This is a genomic window from Haladaptatus caseinilyticus (genome assembly GCF_026248685.1).
Classification (GTDB): domain Archaea; phylum Halobacteriota; class Halobacteria; order Halobacteriales; family Haladaptataceae; genus Haladaptatus; species Haladaptatus caseinilyticus.
The window spans coordinates 1-16,749 of sequence record NZ_CP111036.1 but is presented as its reverse complement, the minus strand read 5'-3'; the positions used below and the strand labels follow the sequence as shown (position 1 = coordinate 16,749).

The window sequence follows — 16,749 nt, the reverse complement described above, 5'->3', positions numbered from 1 at the left end:
CGAACTTCGAGTGATGAACGTGGACGAACATGCCGAGGCGCTTGCCTCCGACCTCGGTGTCGACAAAGAGGAGGTCAAAGCAGACCTGCAGAACCTCATCGAGTACAGTGTCCCAGTCAACGAAGCGAAACAAAGCCTCCGCCGAAAGTACGGCGGCGGAAGCACGGGAAGTTCGGAACCGTCCTCCGCCGACATCGCTGACGTAACCACCGACATGGGCAACGTCACCGTGACGGCGAAGGTGCTCACCGTCGGAAAGCGCTCGATTCGGTACCAAGGCAACGAGCAAACGATTTTCGAGGGCGAACTCGCCGACGAGACCGGGAAAATCAGCTACACCGCGTGGAACGATTTCAGCCTCTCGCCGGGTGAAGTCATCACCGCGGGCAATGCGGGGGTGCGAGAATGGGAAGGCAACCCCGAGCTCAACCTCGGTGAAAGCACCAACGTCGTCCGAGAAGGGACCGACATCGACGTTCCGTACGATGTCGGCGGCGACGCGTCGCTCGCCGACGTTCGCCCCGGCGACAGGGGTGTGTCGCTCGAACTGACCGTCCTCGAAGCCGAGGACAAAGTCATCGACGGGCGCGACGGCGAGACGGAGATCAAAAGCGGAGTGGTTGCCGACGAGACTGCCCGCCTCCCCTTCACTGACTGGGAAGCCCGCGAGGAACTCACGGAGGGCGCAACCATCCGCGCTGACAACATCTACGTCCGCGAGTTCCGGGGTGTCCCCTCCATCAACTTCTCCGAGTTTACCACCGTCGAACCGCTCGCCCGCGACGTAGACGTAAAGGACAGCGCGACACGACTATCCGTTCGCGAAGCGGTCGACACCGGCGGTGCGTTCGACGTGGAGGTCATCGGTAACATCGTCGCGGTGCGCGACGGGTCCGGCCTCATCCAGCGGTGTCCGGAATGCGGTCGCGTCGTCCAGAAGGGCCAGTGCCGAAGCCACGGCCAAGTGGACGGCGAGGACGACCTGCGGGTGAAAGCGATCGTGGACGACGGAACCGGCACCGTCACCGCGATTTTGGACGACGAACTCACGGCCGACGTGTACGGCGGTGGTCTGGAAAAGGCGCGCCAGCAGGCCCGCGATGCGATGGATCAGGAAGTCGTCGCGGACTCCATCCGCGAGAAAATCGTCGGTCACGAGTACCGCGTTCGCGGTAATCTCTCGGTGGACGACTACGGTGCGAACCTCGAAGCGAGCGAGTTCGATGAAACCGAGGACGACCCGGTGGACCGTGCAAAAGCCCTCCTCACGGAGGTGGACGCATGAGTTCACAGGGTGATGCTGGCCGACGGGAAGTCGCGTGGCGCGTCTTCGCGGCGGAATACAACGACTCGTCGCTCGAACACTCCGACAGCGACGAGGAGCGCGCACCGAACTACGTCGTTACTCCGACCGGTGCGCGGATCAACCGACTGTTCGTCGTCGGCGTACTGACCGAAATCGAAACGGTCGGCGACGAAGTCCTCCGCGCTCGAATCGTGGATCCGACCGGTGGATTCGTCGTGTACGCAGGCCAGTACCAACCGGATGCACTCGCGTTCCTCGAACGCGCGACGCCGCCGATGTTCGTCGCCGTGACGGGCAAGGCCCGAACGTTCCAACCGGACGATTCCGATCTGGTGTACACCTCCATCCGACCGGAGAGCATCAACGCAGTCGATGCCGAAACCCGGGACCGATGGTCGGTGCAAACCGCGGAACAGACGCTCGCCCGCGTGGAATCGTTTGCACAGGCGTTGGATTCGAGCGAACGAGGGGACGATCTCCAACGAGTACTCCGAGCCAACGACGTCGATGAAGGACTCGCAACGGGTGTCCCGCTGGCGCTCGAACACTACCACACGACGACGCCGTACCTCGCAGCATTGCAGGACGTGGCACTCGACGCCGCTCGCGTCGTCGCGGCCGAGGAGGACGAAGTGCGACCGCTCGATGCAGAACCGGACGAACCCGGTGAAGCAGTTATCGATTTCGACGTGTCGCTCGAATCGGCCGGGTCGGAGCCGGAAACGGCCGAATCCGAAGCCGCCGCCGAACCTGACGGGGAGTTAGACACCGAATCGGAACCACGGACCGAAGCTGAACCCGCTCCGGACTCCGGCCCCGACACGACCACGCCCCCCGCACAAGCCCGTGAACCGGATCAGGGAGACGAACCAGCCGAACCGACCACAGCGGAAACCGAGTCGGACGAAACGGACGTGGCCGAAACCGACGTCGCAAGCGAATCGTTCGACACCGGTGACGAACTGGAGGATTTCGACACGGAGGAGTCGGAGCCCGAACAGACGGACGATCTCGGGGATTTCGATTCGGGTGCATCCCAGACCGCGGACGAATCGGACGAACTCGACGACTTCGACAGGCAACCGATGGGCGAAGACGTGAGCGGCGAAATGTACGAGTTCGAGGAGGGAGAACGCGAACGAATCGAAGCGGAGTACGGCACCGAGTTCTCGACCGGGTCGGAAGTCGATTCACCGGGCGAAGCGGACATCGAAACGCCAGACCCCGAAATCGAGCCGGACACCGAGTCTGAACCGAACACCGCCGCCGAACCCGCGGAAGCGACCGGGCCGGATGCCGAGGCAGGGCAACCGGCACAGACGGAGGCAACCGAACCCGAGCCGGAACCGAACGAAATCGAGGAGTCCGAAGTCGAGGACGCGTCCCGGACGGACACCGAAGCCGAATCCGATGCGTCGGACTCGGTCTCGGAGAAGGAAGCGCCCGGAAACCTCGAAAACACGGTGATGGAGCAGATGAAGGAGTTGAACGAGGGCGACGGCGTGGAACGCGAACGACTACTGGCCGCGGTGGTGAACTCCTACGACGTGACTCCTGCTGCTGTCGAGGACGCACTGAAGGACGCGCTCATGGCCGGTCGCTGTTATGAATCCGGCGAGGACACACTGAAGCCGATCTGATGGCGCTGGTCGAGCCGATTCCGGGCGAACCCGCCGCGACCGCCGACCTCGGCGACGAACGAGCACTCGTCGTCGCCGACTACCACGCGGGAATCGAGGATCACCTCCGGTACGAGCAGGGAATCAACCTCGACAGTCGGGCGGGCGAACGACGCGATGCGATGGCCACACTGTTAGACCGCACCCACCCCGACAGGGTCGTCTTTCTTGGCGATTTGATGCAGTCCATCGCGGGACCGGGCGGTGCCGAGCGTGGCGAAATCGAAGTCCTGCTTGAGTCCATCGACGTGCCGGTGACGCTAGTGAAGGGCAACCACGACGGTGGGGTCGAATCGTGGATTCAGTGCGAGGTGACACCCGGTGATGGCGCTCGATTCGGAAACGTGGGGTTCGTCCACGGGCACACGTGGCCCTCGCGGGACGTACTCTCGGCGGATGTAATCTGCGTCGGCCACGAACACCCATGCGTTCGGTTGAAGGATTCGGTCGGTGGCAGTCGGGTAGAACGCGTCTGGTTGCGTGGCGGACTGAACCCGGAACCGTTCGAAGCGCACGTGGGCGATGATTTGACCGCGGATGGCGAGTTAATCGTCTTTCCCGCGTTCAACGACCTGACCGGCGGAACGTGGGTAAACGTCGAGGGACAGGGTTTTCTCGCGCCGTTTCTACCCGACGGGCTGGTCGACGGCGAGGCGTATCTGCTGAATGGGACCAGACTGGGTAGCTACGGAAGCGTTTGAGATGTCGTTCGGAGATGGGTCGTGATGCCGTCGTTGATTCCGGTGCGGTTGATTATGTGTTTCGGAAGACACACCAGCGGAGAGCGAGCGCCGTGAAGCTTGTCTCCCGCCGAGCGAATCGTAGAGTCGGTCAGGGGGATGTGTGGAAGTTCCGATACGGTAGCGGGTGCGGGTTCATCGTGGTCGGCAATAGCTAGCGACGTATTCACAAAGATAGTGTCGGACACATCTTTTACGGTAACCTTCGCTACCGACCGACTCACCGAAATCGAGGGTCGAGCGTAACGGGCAACGTGCTTAATTCGTTCGAGTCCCTACCCGGAAATCACGAATGAGCGACCAGCAGGCCGCCGGTTCTGCGGCCTTCGCGCGACTCGGGAGCGAGGTTCGGTCGGCCCTCTCGGAACGCGGGTTCAAAACCCCGACCGAACCGCAAAAGCGCGCGATTCCACCACTCGCCGAGGGACACCATGGTCTCGTCATCGCGCCGACCGGAACTGGCAAGACCGAGACGGCGATGTTACCGGTGTTCGACTCCATAGCGCAGGCGGAGCCACGGTTCGGCATCTCCGCGCTCTACATCACGCCGCTTCGGGCGCTGAACCGCGACATGCGCGAACGATTGGAGTGGTGGGGGGAGACCCTCGACATCGACATCGACGTTCGCCACGGCGACACCACTGATTATCAGCGTCAGAAGCAAGCGAACGACCCGCCGGACGTGCTGGTGACGACGCCGGAAACGTTGCAGGCAATGCTGACCGGGTCAAAGCTCCGGAAGGCGCTGGAAGACGTTCACCACGTCATCGTGGACGAGGTGCACGAACTCGCCAGTGCGAAGCGTGGGGCACAGCTGACCATCGGGTTAGAACGACTCCACGAGCTGTCGGGCGAGTTCCAGCGAATCGGACTCTCCGCGACTGTCGGCGACCCGACGGAGGTCGGGAAATTCCTCACCGGAAATCGTGGCTGTGAGATAATCGAGGTAGACGTGGGGAGCAAGGTCGATTTCCGCGTTCGCGAACCCGATACTCGGGACGAAGACGAGGCGTTGGCGCGCGAACTGATGACCAACCCCGACATCGCCAGTCACGTCCGGGCGATTCGTGACATCGTGACCGAGCACGATTCGACGCTGATTTTCGTCAACACGCGTCAAACCGCCGAGGCGTTGGGGTCCCGGTTCAAGGAACTCGGGGCGAACATCGGCGTTCATCACGGTAGCTTGTCGAAGGAGGCCCGAATCGACGTGGAAGACCGGTTCAAGGCCGGCGAGATCGACGCGCTCCTCTGTACCTCTTCCATGGAACTCGGCATCGACGTGGGGCGAATCGACCACGTCGTCCAGTATCAGAGTCCACGTGAAGTCGCCCGACTCCTCCAACGAGTCGGACGGGCGGGCCACCGAATGGACGAGGTGTCGGAGGGAACCATCATTACCTCGCACCCCGACGACGCGCTCGAATCGATGGCAATCGCCCGACGTGCGGTCGAAGGCGAGGTCGAACCGGCACATATCCACCATGCGAGTCTCGACACGGTCGCGAACCAAATCGTCGGCGTGGTGATGGACTTCGGCGAAATCGATGCCCGGCGAGCGTACGAAATCGTCACCCGAGCCTACCCGTTTCGCGACCTCGTCGAAGACGAGTTCAAGGGTGTGGTCCGGGAATTGAAGGGGAATCGATTGGTATGGCTGAACGAGGAAAAAGACCAAATCGAGAAGTCGGGGAAGACGTGGCAGTACTTCTACGCAAACCTCTCGATGATTCCCGACGAGGAAACCTTCGAGGTGTACGACATGGCCAGCGGGTCACAGATCGGGACGCTTGACGAGCGGTTCGTCGTCAACTTCGCGGAACCGGGCGAGGTGTTCATCCAACGCGGCGAGATGTGGCGCATCGCCGAAATCGACGAAGAAGAGAGTCGTGTCAACGTCTCCCCCATCGAAGATCCCGGTGGTGAGGTACCGTCGTGGGTCGGTGAGGAGATTCCGGTTCCATACGATGTGGCCCAGGAGGTGGGTGAGATGCGGGCGGTTGCCGGGCCACAGTTCGAGCGGGGGGCACCGCGCGACGGTGTCGCAAAGGAGTTCACGAATCGATATCCCACCGACCAGTACACCGCCGAATCCGCACTCGAACAGACGGACAGGCAGGCGGAAACCGAGAATCAGACCCCGACGAGCGACCGACTCGTGGTGGAGCACGCTGCCGGGAAAATCGTCGTCAACGCCTGTTTCGGCCACAAGGTGAACGAAACGCTCGGCCGCATGCTTTCGTCGCTCGTCGGCCAACGGACCGGATCGTCGGTCGGAATGGAGATCGACCCCTATCGAATCGAGTTGGACGTCCCGGCGAAACTGGACGGTCGAGAAATCATCGAGGTGTTGGAAGAGACCGACCCCGAGCACGTCGGTCCGCTCATCGAACTCTCGCTCAAACGCTCCGATACGCTGAAGTTCACCCTCGCACAGGTGGCCGCGAAGTTCGGGTCGCTGAATCGTTGGGAGGGACAGGGCCGGTTCTCGATGGGGCGGTTGCTGAGTGCGCTGGAAGACACCCCGATCTACGACGAAGCGGTCCGTGAAGTGTTCCACGACGATCTCGATGTCGAACGAGCGGAGGACGTTCTTCGGCAAATCCACGCGGGCGACATCGAAGTGGTCACCACGGGGGGACGAACTCCGGTCGGAAGTGGCGGGCGTTCGTCCGGGCGAGAGCTGCTCGCGCCGGAAAACGCCGACGCCAGCGTCATCGAAACGGTCAGGGAACGAATCCGAAACGACGAGATGTTGCTGTTCTGTCTGCACTGTCAGGACTGGCGACGAAAGACGACGGTGAAGAAAATCGACGACCAGCCGAAATGCATTCACTGCGGTTCCACGCGAATCGCCGCCCTCAATCCGTGGGCCGACGAAGTGCTCAAAGCAGTCCGAGCGGACGACAAGGACGACGAGCAAGAGAAGATGACGAGACGAGCCTACAAATCCGCGAATCTCGTTCAGAGCCACGGAAAGCGGGCAATCATCGCACTCGCGGCGAGGGGTGTCGGCCCGCAGAATGCCGCCAGAATCATCGCGAAGTTGCGCGAGGACGAGGACGATTTCTATCGGGATATTCTCTCGAAGGAGCGCCAGTACGCTCGAACGCAGGCCTTCTGGGATTAGGTTTCACGTACGGTCCGTCGATGGGTACTTCCACATCTTCACAGCAAGGGGGGCGATTCGAGGAACAAACGAGCGTCAGCTTAGTCCGGGGACAATCCTTTAGCTGATTTACGCCGTATTTCAGTTCGGTGGGTGGGCATTAGTTGGGATTCCATTCACGATCGGTTGACCAAGCGACCATCCGTGTTGATTTCGGTCAAAATCATCGTGACTATCGGTCTGTTCCTGTTCGCAGTACGGCTGCTAGGGGATACAACCCACGCGCTTTCGCCCCTTCTCCGGCGGAGCTTTCAACGAGTTATCGTCGGCAACGTGCCCGCCCTCGGCATCAGTTGGCTCGCAGCGTATATGGTGGCAAGTGGGACTATCGTCGCCGCACTCGCACTCTCGTTGTTCGATTCAAATCTCATCACTCCCACCCAGTTGTTTCTGATGATCGTCGGTTCTCGACTCGGAAGTGCTGCGATCATCGTTTTCATCGGTGCATTCGATTACATCAACGAGGAGGTTGGGTCGCTTCGCGAGTCCGTCCGTTTAGGTCTGCTCACCTTCCTCCTCACCCATTCAGTATATCTGCCCGCGATGGCGCTTGGATACGTTCTGATTTCGGTGGCGTTTCCAGCGACGTCGATCGATGAAAGCATCTTCCCGGCGGGACTGCGAACACCGGCTGTACTTTCGATACTTACCGGTGGGATACTCGAATCGGTCGGTTCGGGTGCGGCATTCGTCATCGCAATCGCTGCCCTCCTGCTGAGCATGCGATCGTTCGACCGAATCCTCAAGCGCGTAAACAAACGGAAGCTCCGAGCCCGATACCTCTCCCGATTGAGTGACAAATGGACGTCGTTCGGCCTCGGTCTCGTCGTCACCAGTCTCACGACGAGCGTCGCGTTCTCCCTCGGCGTAGTCGTTCCGCTCTACAACCGCGGCCACATCAACCGAAATGAAATCGTCCCGTACATCCTCGGGGCAAACATCGGAACGTTGGTCGATACGCTCATCATTGCCATCGCTCTGAATACATCTATCGGTGCTCTAATCGTGGTCTTGCTGTTGGCAACCGGCCTGGTGGTGACGGTGCTGTGTTTGCTACTCTTCCCCACGTACAGTCGATTCGTCGATACGCTACAGGACGGAGTTATCGAAAGCGATGGCTACGTTGTCGGATTTCTCCTGTCGCTCCTGATACTACCGCTTTTGCTCGTCTTCCTCTGATTTGTACTGCAGTTCAAACACGTACGCTTCCGGAAGCCGACCAACTAAGCCATCTTCCCGAAAACGAGTTCCCATGACACTCCTCGTGACGGGGTACGAACCGTTCGGTGACCACAACGAAAACCCGAGCGCGATGGTTGCCTGCGAAATCGACGGCGAGGAAATCGCAGGACACGAAATTATCGGCCACGTTCTTCCGGTCGAGTTCGACAGGACCGCGGAGGAAATGCGGAACCTCATCGAAACTCACGACCCGACCGCAATCGTCGCAACCGGTCTCGCGGCGGGACGCGCAGGTATCAGCGTCGAGCGCGTCGGTATCAACGTCAACGATTGCGGGAGTACGCCCGACAATGCGAACGTCGAACCGCGAAACGAGCGCATTCGACCCGACGATCGAGCGGGATACTTCGCTACGCTTCCCGTCGTTTCGGTGGTCGAGGAACTGCTCGAACGCGGAATTCCGGCCCACGTTTCGAACAGCGCCGGAACCCACCTCTGCAACAACGTTCTCTACTCGACGCGGGCGTATCTGGAAGACAAGGCGAACACCGCCCCCATGGGATTCGTCCACCTCCCCTGTACGCCCGGCATGGCCGCCGAACAGGCGCGTGTCGGAAACGGAACCAGTGGAGCATCGGTGAAACCGAGTCTGTCGCTGGCGATGCAAGCCGAAGCGATTCGACGGACGTTCGAGGTGACACTCAGGGACGAGTGACGTCGATTCGGGTGAAAGATAGAAGACTTATCCTGGCTCGTCAAAATGACCGGCCATGGACTTGTGTACGTTGCTGGCGAGGGTACGCGCCCGTGGCCAGACTGCGCTCGCCCATCGAGTCGGAATCGATATGCGAGCGCTGGCCGTCTTCAGGATTTCGCTCGGTCTCGTCCTCCTTTCGGATTTGCTACTTCGCTCACGTGACCTCGTCGCCTTCTACACCGATTCAGGCGTGCTGCCGCGGTCGATACTCCGAGAGCAGTTCCCCAATTTCTCCCAGCTTTCGATTCACACGCTCTCCGGTGCTGCGTGGTTTCAGGGATTGATGTTCGTCGTCGCTGGGATCTTCGCCGTATTGGTGCTCGTCGGCTACCGTACCAGATTCGCAACCGCGATTTCGTTGGTGTTGCTGGTATCACTCCACGCCCGTAACCCCGTCCTCCTGAACGCCGGGGATTCCCTGCTTCGACGACTGCTGCTGTGGGGAGTCTTTCTTCCATTGGGTGGCCGTTTATCCGTCGATGCACTTCACGACGACAAACGGCAGAATCGAGTTGTGAGCCTCGCGTCCGCAGGCTTGCTGTTGCAGGTCGTGGTCATCTACACCGTAAACGCCCTGTTCAAACTCCGCGGGGATCTTTGGGTGCGCGGGGTCGCCGTTCAGTACGTGTTCAGCCTCGACCATCTCACCGTGTTTCTCGGTGACTTCTTCGCTCGATTTCCTGCACTCCTTGAGCTATTCGACACGATCTGGCTCATGCTCGTCGCATCTTCAGTGTTATTGTTGCTCCTGACAGGGTGGTCACGGGCCGTATTCGCCTCGCTGTTCATCGGAATGCATCTTGGAATGCTTCTCACCATGCGCCTCGGTCCCTTTCCGCTGGTTTCTATCACCGCTCTCATACCATTTCTTCCGGGCATCGTCTGGGACTCGACGATGGGTGTTGCCGACCAAGTCACCGATGACTTCGACACTGCTCGCATTCGAGGCCGGGTCGATATGCTCCCCGCGTTTCGTCCGTTCGAAATCCCGAGACAAATCACCCAGTTGACCGCCCGAACCGTCCCGATCGTGCTGGCCGGTCTCATCGTGTTCGTTCTCGTCTGGAATGCTGCAACGTTGGGGTACGTCGAGACGCCTCCTGAAGTGAAATCGGCCGTTGATCCGGGTGAACATCGTTGGAGCATGTTCGCTCCCGAACCTCGAACAACGGACGGTTGGTATGTCGTTCCGGGCCGACTCGAATCCGGAAAACGAACCGATGCGTTTCATCAACGGACAATCCGGTGGCGTCAGCCACCGGACGTTGCCCAGGGGTTCCCCAGCCATCGATGGCTGGTGTATCTCCTCGACCTCCAACGGGATGGATACGAAGGACTCCGTCCCTCGTTCGCGGAGCACGTCTGCAATCGCTGGAACAGCAACCACGAGGATGAACTGACCGAGCTTTCGGTCTATTACGTCGAGCAGCCGACGCGACTCCATGGTCCTGAACCGACGAACCGAATCGAACTCGTGCAGTATTCGTGCATTTCCGGAGACACTATCGAATAACTGCTGAGACAATAGAAAACTTATACCTCCCGTCAATCTCATTCGACCGTGGATTGGCCACGGACACCGTTTGATTTCGAAGTCGGCGAGTTCAGCCGCCGCCAGTTGTTGTTCGGGCTCGGTGGTGGAGCGACAGCAATCGCCACCGGGAAAGCGATCGACAACGTCGTTCTCGGATTTGGTCCCCTCACCGGAACGAACCTCCGTGAACAGAATCCGGGCGCCGAAGCACGCAAGCGGTTCGAGCCATCACGGTTCACAACGGTCGTCTCGGGAAATCGCCTTCAGTTCCACGACGACGAAATTCGTGTCTACGACGGAGAAACGAACGAAATCGTACGTACCCTGTCACGGTTCTCGTCGACGGATGAAGCCGCCGCAGTAGACTCCGATCTTGGGTTGGTTGGCAGCCCCGTAGAGCAACTCGTCAGGGACCTCTCGGCTATCGATGCCGACGATATTCGGTTCGAGTTCTCGCAGTACGAACCGTTTTTTGACCGGTTACAAAATACGAACACCCGACCGTTTACGGTGCAGGCGATGCGTAGCAATCAGTTTTCGGACGTTTCATCTGCGACCATCGAATCCTTCGCGAACGCCTCGCCGACCGACCCAAAAGCAGTCCTCGAAGGGTTGGTTGAGGGGTTTCGGAGGCACACGTACTACAATACTCCGCGATACGTTGCCGGGTCTATCGAGGACAACATCATTTTCGACGTGGCCGACCTCCGCCACCATTTCGAATCCCCGACCACCTTTGCCGCACTCGAATCGGGGGAGACGAACGGGATGCTCTGCTGGGATTTTACGTGGCGTGCAATTGAGGCATTGCATGCGGTTCCGGCGCATCGCCAACGCCCACCGATTGTAGGCGCGAAAGTGGTTGACGACCGCCACGGACACGTGTACGTGGGCGTCGCCAGTATCGTCCGCGAAAACGATGCTGTCGTCGTTCCGATGACGTTTGTCGATTATAGAAATTCGACACTGTACGATGACTTCTCCCTCGGGGAATTCCTTCCCGGCGACGGATTAGCGGCATACGACGAGCGCCATCGAGCGACGGATATCTATTGGCAACCCTGATCGACGTACCGAGGTCCGGCTATCGAAGACGGAGGCCGGATACGCAGTATCGACCCGCGCTATCGGCAATCTTCGTCGGAAGGGCGACCGGTTCCGACTCCAAAACCCGCACCGATGATGACGAGTAGAATGAAAAGGACCAAGATCAGGACGAACCCTCCACCGGAGTAATCCCCGCTTGCACCATTGTTGATACGGTGTTCCAACGTACCCGCAACACCGTCGTTTTCCATAGCCGTTCGAACGTGCTCGAAGTGTCGAGTATCGATGTGGTCGAGATATTCGGCCATCACGTTCGGGGCGGTGTCGAATTCACTGGAGGCGTTCCCGGCCGCGAGATGGCCGACGAGTTCGAGAATGAGTTCCTCGAGGTCCTCGTGGATGTCGATGTAATCGACGCCCATGTCGGTCACAGCGTCGCTCTCGACAGTAGCCGCAAAACCCTCACAGATGAGCATCTCCTCCGTCTCGCCATCGACTGTTGGCGTGAACTGCAACCATTCGAGATGGAACTCGTCGTCGGTAAACGAGAGGCCGGTCCAATCGAAAGCACCGTTCCGTCCGTCTTCGTAACCGGCATTCGTGCGCTTCATCTCGGAGACGTCACCGTCACCGGCGACAGACCCGGCAATCGCCCCGGTAGCGATTGCCGAACCGAGGAGCTGAACGAGAGTGCGCCGTGTTGCTTGGAACGGGATACCGTTCTCATCGGTCGTCGAAGTATTTTCGTCGGACATCGGTTGTATACGATCGAACCACAAGCGGTCGTTTAGTTACTCGCCTCCTGAACGGAAGGACAAAACGCCACGTCAGCAGTCGATGGCGACAAGAACCGCGTACTGCAGTACGTGCACTCCTCGAGAGAAGTAGTGGTTCTACTGCTCATCCGACAGCATGAACGGTCCACGGTGGAACGGATCCACGGAGTCGTCATTTTCGGGCGACACCCAACTCGATAATGTCGTTTTTATGGTATCGACCGTCTGTCTGCCGTCCCACAAATGTGAGACGGTCGGACCGTAGACGTCTTCGACGCCGCCGCCAGTGACGATGACCGTGTGAACAACGGTTACCAATAAGACAGAGAACTGCGAAGGAGTGGTGACGACACGGACGATGTGTCTTCATGCTCATGAGGTGTAGTTCGACACTTCCACCTTGGGGCTATATTTTACATAAACGAAGGCCATAATAATATTGCGATGGAGAATACGACACGAAATCACGACTTGCGACGGTTTCCGAGTGGCGAAGCGAAGAACAGCCTCAGAGAGCGCTGGAACAGAAACGTCGAAACGATAGACCGACTCCTTCCGGTACGGGACCGCGAGGAGAATCGAAGTGAATACCACCCCTACGAACGGGCCGAATTTCGCGCGACCGACACGGGCGCGGTTTACCAGGGTACCGGTTCGGACTGGGAACTCGCGGACGCGGAGCTCGCGTCGGTGGAAGCGAACTCGGTCAACTGCGTCCAGTACGTTTCGACCGAGTCGGAACTCGAAAACGCACTTCCTTCGGGAGGTATCGTGGTCGTTTGCGACGACATCACGCTCACCTCGACTGTCGAAGCGACAGTGACCGACGAACTGTGGTTGATATGCAGGCCACATACGATTCGCCGAGGGGACGGAATGAATGCGACGATGCTCGACCTAACGGCGTCCGCAAACGTCTGGATAGAGGGAGGGATCGTCGATGGCAACAGGGCAGGACAGAACTTCCCGGCCGAAAAGCACGACGAAATCATTCTCACGAACGACGGAACCGATTTCCTCTTCATCGACGGTCTCACTGTCGTCGATAACACGAATTTCTCGGTTCGCGCTCGGCAGTGGATGGGTATTCTCGCGAGCGATTACACCCAGCGAACCCATCCGGAAACGATTTCGAATCCATCGGATGCCGCCGGACTCGATGGATTCCACGCCTTCGATTCGGAATCCGTTCTGTTGGTCAATCCCGACATCAGGTCGGGTGATGATGCGATCGCAGTCGGTGCGCGAACTGCCGTGACGAAACACGTCAACGTTCGAGGCGGAACGGTGAGTTCGCCAGTACACGCGAACGGTGTCAAACTCCACACGGAGTACGACGCCGACCCAGTCGCAGCCATCGAAACCGCCGTTATCGACTGTCAGGTCTACGATACTTACGGGCACGGTGTTACCATCGTAGACGACGGAAATACGGGAAACTCAGTCGATGATGTCGTTATCAGGGGACTCATTACCGACGTCGGAATGGACGGCGTGTACGTGGGAGCGACGTGCAACAACATCAAAGCGAACATACAGGTGGCGGAATCCGCGAATCATATGATCAACCTCGCCGGTGGCGGCCAAAACGCCGCCGTTCGCGTCGATGGAACACACGACGGAACGGTCGGTCAAGCGGCGACCGGCTGTCGGGTGGCCGGATACAACGAAGTCGATGTTCGTGGAACCTACGACGGACGAGGAGTAGGGACGACGGGAATCCTCCTCGAATCGGTCTCGGACGTAACCGTCGATGCAAACGTCACCTCGTTCAACGATGCGGGGATTCGAATCGACGGAAGCGGCCAACCGAACGATATCTCCGACAATATCATGATCGATGCCAGAGTCGCTGACGTGGGCGGTGACGGTTTCCTGTCGGTAATCCCCATTCAAACTGCAAGGCTAGACGTTCAGGCAGACGACGTCGGAAACCACGGTATCAACGTGGACGGTGGCGGCAGCGACATTCGACTCGATGCGACGGTGTACGACCAACGCCAGTCGGGGATTCGCCTCTCATCGGTCGATATCGTAGCCGTCTCCGGAATCGTAGATGGGGACGGCGGTGGGACGAACGGTATTCTTCTCGAAGACGTAACGAACGCGCGACTAGAAGCAGTCGTCCGGAACGTTGACGGCAATGGAATCACGGGGATAGACACTGACTATGTCACGGTCAGCGGTTGTGCTCTATCGGGGCTGGCCGGTCGGCCGGTATACTCCACCGGCACGTCGAACTACTGGGTCATGACGGGCAACGAAGGACACGGGAACGGGAGCACGAATACGGTCCTCGCAGGACCGCAAAAGACGGTGGGACACAACCTGTTCACGTAGGCAGGAGGCGGTGAGCAACCACCGACGAGTTCCTACTCGAACGTCGGTCGAACGAACTCCCGCGCGACGTCGAAATGGCGCCGTTCGATGACGATTTCGTCCGCCCGTTCGTTTGCCTCTTCCGGACTCCATTTCTCCGCTGCCTCGCGGATAGCCCGCATCGAAGCGTTCCGGACGAGCGCTTCCAAATCCGCCCCCGTGTAGCCATCCAGTTCCTCGGCGAGTGCATCCAAATCTACATCGTCGGAGAGCGGCTTGTCGGCCGCATGCACGTCGAGTATTTTTCGTCGGCCTGCTTCGTCGGGCGCTGGAACCTCGATATGTGATTCGATCCGTCCAGGTCGTAAGAGCGCCGGATCGATCGCATCCCGACGGTTCGTCGCCGCGAGGACGATGAGATTCGGGTTTTCGGTCAGTCCATCCAGTTCGGTCAGCAACTGGGAGACGACGCGCTCCGTCACCTCGTGGGATTCGCCGCGTTGGGTGGCAAGCGCGTCGATCTCGTCGAAGAAGATGATCGCAGGGGATGCCTGTCTGGCCCGGTCGAACACCTCACGAACTGACTTTTCACTTTCGCCGACGTATCTATCGAGCAGTTCCGGTCCCGCCACCGAGACGAAGTTCACGTCACTCTGCCCCGCCAACGCCCGTGCGAGGAGCGTCTTTCCGGTTCCGGGTGGGCCGTACAACAAGACACCGCTCGGCGGTTCCGTCCTCGTCGCTTCGAAGAGATTAGCGTAGGAGAGCGGCCACTCCACAGCTTCGATGAGGGTTTGTTTCGCGTCGTCCAATCCCCCCACGTCCTCGAACGAGATGTCGGGTGCTTCGGCGACGAATTCGCGCATTGCGGACGGTTCGACGCTCGCCAGTGCGGTGTTGAAATCGCTGCGGGTAACTTCGACGGAGAGGAGTTCCTCGTCGTCCGAACCCGCATCCCGTGCTCGTCGAAGGGCGGCCATCGCGGCCTCCGTGACGAGTGCGTGGAGGTCCGCCCCGACGAAGCCGTGGGTCGTCGCCGCGAGTCGGTCGATGGATACGTCGTCCGTGAGCGGCATGCCGCGGGTGTGTACTTCGAGGATTTCGTGTCGGCCGCCCTCGTCCGGTGCACCGATTTCGATCTCGCGGTCGAATCGACCGCCGCGCCGAAGGGCGGGGTCGATCGCATCGACGCGGTTCGTCGCCCCGATGACGACGACTTCTCCTCGAGATTCGAGGCCGTCCATCAACGAGAGCATCTGAGCGACGAGTCGGTTTTCCATATCGCTCTCGTCGTCTCGCTTTCCGCCGAGGCTGTCCACCTCGTCGAAGAAGATGATGGATGGCGCGTTTTCACTCGCCTCGTCGAAGATTTCGCGGAGACGTTCCTCGCTCTCACCCTTGTATTTGCTCATCACTTCCGGACCGGAAACGGAGACGAAATGGGCATTGACCTCGTTTGCGACTGCTTTCGCGATAAGCGTCTTCCCGGTTCCGGGTGGGCCATATAGGAGTACGCCCTTCGGTGGGTCGATACCCAGTCGGCGAAACAGCGCGGGGTTCGAGAGGGGAAGTTCGACCATCTCCCGAACGCGGCGAAGTTCCTCGTCCATTCCGCCGATATCTTCGTAGGTTGCACCGGTCACCTCGGTTGTGTCAGTCGTTTCGTTGGAGGTCGACTGTGTCACGGAATCCGCGAGTTTCGACAGGGAGACCGTCACGTCAGTCTCGTTCGTTACCCGGACGGTTCCGCCGGGATCGGTCTTCGAGACGACGAACAGACCTGCATCACCTAATCGCTCGATTCGGGCACGCTCACCGGCGCTCACGGGGCGGTCCAACAGTTCTCGCTTCGTCGCGGATTCCAGTGTCTTCACATCGTCCAGCGAGAAGTTAGCCTTCGGTACGACGGTTATCGAATCGGCATCTGAAACCGTTATCGGGCGAACCGACAGGGTGTCGCCGATTTTGACACCAGCGTTCGCTCGGGTCTCGGCGTCGATCTGTATCGAATCCTCCGGGACCGTACTCGCGGCGGGCCACACCTTGACGACGGTCGTTTGGGTTCCATCGAGGGCGATAGTGTCGCCACTGAGAACACCGAGTTGCTGTCGCGCCGTATCCGGGATACGAGCGATACCCCGCCCACCGTCGCGCTTTTCGGCGCCACGAACGGTGAGGGAAATCGTCGGCTTTTCAGTCATATTGCTTACTCGTCGCCCGATTGTCTTCAGGGTTTCCCG

At 59.6% G+C, this 16,749-nt stretch carries 12 protein-coding genes; 9 read left to right on the top strand and 3 right to left on the bottom strand.

Annotated elements, in window-relative coordinates; genetic code table 11:
- The first annotated feature begins 13 nt into the window (after positions 1 to 13).
- The 8 genes from OOF89_RS00060 (at position 14) to OOF89_RS00025 (ending at position 11,432) form a co-directional block, all read left to right on the top strand.
- The gene (locus tag OOF89_RS00060; protein WP_266077410.1) at positions 14 to 1,285 is read left to right on the top strand and encodes a Single-stranded DNA binding protein; all 1,272 of its coding nucleotides are present in this window, start codon (positions 14 to 16) and stop codon (positions 1,283 to 1,285) included.
- Positions 1,282 to 2,946, top strand: a complete 1,665-nt coding sequence (locus OOF89_RS00055; protein ID WP_266077408.1) for a hypothetical protein — start codon at positions 1,282 to 1,284, stop codon at positions 2,944 to 2,946. Before OOF89_RS00060 ends, OOF89_RS00055 begins: the two co-directional genes overlap by 4 nt.
- The gene (locus OOF89_RS00050) at positions 2,946 to 3,686 is read left to right on the top strand and encodes a metallophosphoesterase (protein WP_266077406.1); all 741 of its coding nucleotides are present in this window, start codon (positions 2,946 to 2,948) and stop codon (positions 3,684 to 3,686) included. The genes OOF89_RS00055 and OOF89_RS00050 overlap by 1 nt, the downstream gene beginning before the upstream one ends.
- A gap of 331 nt (positions 3,687 to 4,017) precedes the next feature.
- Entirely contained in the window at positions 4,018 to 6,855 is a 2,838-nt protein-coding gene (locus OOF89_RS00045) for a DEAD/DEAH box helicase (protein ID WP_266077404.1), read from the top strand.
- Between the two features lie 165 nt (positions 6,856 to 7,020).
- Entirely contained in the window at positions 7,021 to 8,073 is a 1,053-nt protein-coding gene (locus tag OOF89_RS00040; protein WP_266077402.1) for a Na/Pi cotransporter family protein, read from the top strand.
- Positions 8,074 to 8,146: 73 nt separating this feature from the next.
- The gene (locus tag OOF89_RS00035; RefSeq protein WP_266077400.1) at positions 8,147 to 8,791 is read left to right on the top strand and encodes a pyroglutamyl-peptidase I family protein; all 645 of its coding nucleotides are present in this window, start codon (positions 8,147 to 8,149) and stop codon (positions 8,789 to 8,791) included.
- Positions 8,792 to 8,846: 55 nt separating this feature from the next.
- Positions 8,847 to 10,346 carry an HTTM domain-containing protein gene (locus OOF89_RS00030; protein WP_266077399.1) on the top strand — a complete coding sequence of 500 codons (1,500 nt, stop codon included), beginning with the start codon at positions 8,847 to 8,849 and terminating at the stop codon, positions 10,344 to 10,346.
- 48 nt (positions 10,347 to 10,394) lie between these two features.
- On the top strand, positions 10,395 to 11,432 hold the full coding sequence (locus OOF89_RS00025; protein ID WP_266077398.1) for a hypothetical protein: 1,038 nt from the start codon (positions 10,395 to 10,397) through the stop codon (positions 11,430 to 11,432).
- 59 nt (positions 11,433 to 11,491) lie between these two features.
- Here the strand turns inward: OOF89_RS00025 and OOF89_RS24520 are convergent, their stop codons facing one another.
- Both OOF89_RS24520 and OOF89_RS00015 read right to left on the bottom strand, forming a co-directional pair.
- Entirely contained in the window at positions 11,492 to 12,169 is a 678-nt protein-coding gene (locus OOF89_RS24520; protein WP_303657563.1) for a YjcZ family sporulation protein, read from the bottom strand.
- A gap of 138 nt (positions 12,170 to 12,307) precedes the next feature.
- Positions 12,308 to 12,508: a hypothetical protein gene (locus OOF89_RS00015; protein ID WP_266077397.1), complete on the bottom strand. Its 201-nt coding sequence runs from the start codon at positions 12,506 to 12,508 to the stop codon at positions 12,308 to 12,310.
- Between the two features lie 126 nt (positions 12,509 to 12,634).
- Here OOF89_RS00015 and OOF89_RS00010 point away from each other — a divergent pair, with 126 nt between their 5' ends.
- On the top strand, positions 12,635 to 14,530 hold the full coding sequence (locus tag OOF89_RS00010; protein ID WP_266077395.1) for a glycosyl hydrolase family 28 protein: 1,896 nt from the start codon (positions 12,635 to 12,637) through the stop codon (positions 14,528 to 14,530).
- 32 nt (positions 14,531 to 14,562) lie between these two features.
- Here the strand turns inward: OOF89_RS00010 and OOF89_RS00005 are convergent, their stop codons facing one another.
- Complete coding sequence (locus OOF89_RS00005; RefSeq protein ID WP_266077393.1) at positions 14,563 to 16,710, bottom strand: CDC48 family AAA ATPase; 2,148 nt, start codon at positions 16,708 to 16,710, stop codon at positions 14,563 to 14,565.
- Positions 16,711 to 16,749: the final 39 nt, after the last annotated feature.

Excerpts from the sequence above, each read along its gene's own strand:
- OOF89_RS00045 (WP_266077404.1), top strand. The coding sequence starts at position 4,018 with ATGAGCGACCAGCAGGCCGCCGGTTCTGCGGCCTTCGCGCGACTCGGG.
- OOF89_RS00035 (WP_266077400.1), top strand. The coding sequence starts at position 8,147 with ATGACACTCCTCGTGACGGGGTACGAACCGTTCGGTGACCACAACGAA.
- OOF89_RS00060 (WP_266077410.1), top strand. The coding sequence starts at position 14 with ATGAACGTGGACGAACATGCCGAGGCGCTTGCCTCCGACCTCGGTGTC.
- OOF89_RS00055 (WP_266077408.1), top strand. The coding sequence starts at position 1,282 with ATGAGTTCACAGGGTGATGCTGGCCGACGGGAAGTCGCGTGGCGCGTC.
- OOF89_RS00010 (WP_266077395.1), top strand. The coding sequence starts at position 12,635 with ATGGAGAATACGACACGAAATCACGACTTGCGACGGTTTCCGAGTGGC.
- OOF89_RS24520 (WP_303657563.1), bottom strand. The coding sequence starts at position 12,169 with ATGTCCGACGAAAATACTTCGACGACCGATGAGAACGGTATCCCGTTC.
- OOF89_RS00050 (WP_266077406.1), top strand. The coding sequence starts at position 2,946 with ATGGCGCTGGTCGAGCCGATTCCGGGCGAACCCGCCGCGACCGCCGAC.
- OOF89_RS00030 (WP_266077399.1), top strand. The coding sequence starts at position 8,847 with ATGGACTTGTGTACGTTGCTGGCGAGGGTACGCGCCCGTGGCCAGACT.
- OOF89_RS00005 (WP_266077393.1), bottom strand. The coding sequence starts at position 16,710 with ATGACTGAAAAGCCGACGATTTCCCTCACCGTTCGTGGCGCCGAAAAG.